The sequence below is a fragment of the Protofrankia sp. Cr1 genome (assembly GCF_963555865.1).
Classification (GTDB): Bacteria; Actinomycetota; Actinomycetes; order Frankiales; family Frankiaceae; genus Protofrankia.
The window spans coordinates 3,041-5,185 of sequence record NZ_CAUVXO010000413.1; the positions used below are offsets into that span (position 1 = coordinate 3,041).

2 protein-coding genes and 1 pseudogene are annotated in these 2,145 nt (G+C 69.4%); all 3 read left to right on the forward strand.

What is annotated here, in order from left to right; genetic code table 11:
- The first annotated feature begins 47 nt into the window (after positions 1-47).
- Positions 48-1,028, forward strand: a complete 981-nt coding sequence (locus U9980_RS22620) for a MoxR family ATPase (RefSeq protein WP_322769779.1) — start codon at positions 48-50, stop codon at positions 1,026-1,028.
- Entirely contained in the window at positions 1,029-1,706 is a 678-nt protein-coding gene (locus U9980_RS22625; RefSeq protein WP_322769780.1) for a hypothetical protein, read from the forward strand. It abuts the gene before it with no gap.
- Positions 1,667-2,145 (forward strand): annotated as a pseudogene (locus U9980_RS22630) (DUF58 domain-containing protein); the annotation flags it as partial. The gene U9980_RS22625 and the pseudogene U9980_RS22630, both read left to right, overlap by 40 nt.

A 2,145-nucleotide genomic window follows, 5' to 3' on the forward strand; every position in this document is an offset into this window, starting at 1 on the left:
GGCCTCTACCATGGCCCTTGCCTTGTGATTCCTGGGGGGAGAAGCCCATGACCGACCCTTCGGCGAGCGTGTCCGAAGTCGAATGGTTCGCCGAACGCTACGAGGAACTCGTCCGTAACGTCGAGCTTTTCGTCCGGGGTAAGCGGGATGTCATTCGTCTCGCCCTGGTGTGCATGGCGGCCGAGGGCCACCTGCTCATCGACGATGTTCCCGGGGTCGGGAAGACCTCCCTTGCCAAGGCCATCGCGAATTCCATCGACGGAACGATGCGCCGGATCCAGTTCACCCCCGACCTGCTTCCCACCGATGTCACCGGCGTGCAGGTCTGGGACGAGCGCAGCCGGGAGTTCGAGTTCCGGCCCGGAGCGGTGTTCGGGAACATCGTGCTTGCCGACGAGGTCAACCGTGCCTCGCCGAAAACACAGGCGGCGCTCCTGGAGGTCATGGAGGAACGCCAGGTCACGGTGGACGGCGTCTCCTATGAGCTGGCCCGACCCTTCATGGTCATAGCGACCCAGAACCCGGTGGAACACGGCGGTACCTACGACCTCCCCGAAGCCCAGATCGACCGGTTCATGATCCGGATGGAGATCGGCTATCCGCGCCACGAGGCCGAGGTGGAGATCCTGGAGAACCGGGCCCGCGGCCAGACGCTCAATGAGGTGAACCCAGTACTTTCCAGCGCCGAGGTGGTCCGGATGGCCGACATCGCACGCCGCGTCCATCTTTCTCCGGCGGTGCTCGGTTACATCGTCACGATCACCGCGGCGACCAGACGCATGCCCGAACTGCGCCTCGGGGTGAGCCCACGTGGCGGGCTCGCGCTCGCGGTCGCGGCCCAGGCACACGCGGCGGCTGACAGGCGGTCGTTCGTCACCCCGGACGATGTGCGCACGCTCGTCCCGTTCGTGCTTGGCCACCGGATGCTGCTGCGACCCGAGGCGGAGCTGGCCGGCGGCACCGCGGCGAGCCTGCTCGGCGGGCTCACGGCGTCGGTACCGGTGCCGGATCAGCGGGTGGTTCACTAGATGATCACCCGGTCGGGCTTCGCTGTTGCCGCGGCCGTGGTCATCCTCGGCCTGTCCGGTGCGCTGCTGGACTACCCGGAGCTGGTCGTGTTCGCTCTCGGGGGTCTGGCCGCACTGCTCGTGGCGGCCGCCTGGATGCTCGTCACTCCGGACGTCACCGTCGTCCGGGAGATCCAGCCGCTGCGGGTGGCCGAGGGCGAGGGCGCCCGGGGTCTGCTCACCGTGACCAACTCCGCGCGGCGGCGCAGCCCGCCGTTTCTCGCCAGCGAGGCCGTGGGGGAGCGCCACGTCGCGGTGACCCTGCCCAGTCTGGCGCCGGACCGCTCGTTCGAGACCGCCTACCCGCTGCCCACCGATCGCCGCGGCGTCTACCAGGTGGGTCCCCTCACCATCGGTCACAGCGACCCGCTCCGGCTCATGCACATCGGACGTTCCTACGCCTCCCGGTCGGAGCTGAAGGTGCATCCTCGACTGCACCCGGTGGCACCGCTACCCACCGGCGGCTCCCGGGACATGGACGGGCCTACGACGAGCACGGCGCCGCTCGGCGGCGTCGCGTTCCACAGCCTGCGGGAGTACGTCCGCGGCGACGATCTACGCTCGTCCACTGGCGGTCGACCGCCCGCACCGGGAAACTCATGGTCCGTCACAACGTGGTGCCCAACGAGCCGCGGCTGATGGTCGTGCTCGACACCAGCACCGCCCCCTACAGCAAGGATTATTTCGAGGACGCGGTGCGGGTCGCCGCCTCCCTTGCGATCTCCGCCCGGGACCATGGCTTTCCGGTCGAGGTACGGACCACCGGCGGGGTGTGCGCGGTGGCCGACCGCGGGGCGGCCGAGCGGGGGTCGATCCTCGACCTGTTCGCGGAGGTGCGCGCCGCGGACGACGATCCCGGGCTCGGCGCGCTGCCCGGCATGCTGCCGAGGGAGGACGGCGTGGCGCTTGGCGTCGTGACCGGGCAGGCGCCGGTCGCGATGCTCGCGGCCATCTCCCTGGTCCGCAGCCGGTTCACGATGGCGAGCCTGGTTCAGGTTGGCGAAGAGCATGATCGTCCCGGACCCTCGGTGCAGGGAGCCATGGTCGTGAACGTCCGGACCAGCGACGACTTCGCCGC

Coding starts and splice junctions, on each gene's coding strand:
- U9980_RS22620 (WP_322769779.1), top strand. CDS start 48: ATGACCGACCCTTCGGCGAGCGTGTCCGAAGTCGAATGGTTCGCCGAA.
- U9980_RS22625 (WP_322769780.1), top strand. CDS start 1,029: ATGATCACCCGGTCGGGCTTCGCTGTTGCCGCGGCCGTGGTCATCCTC.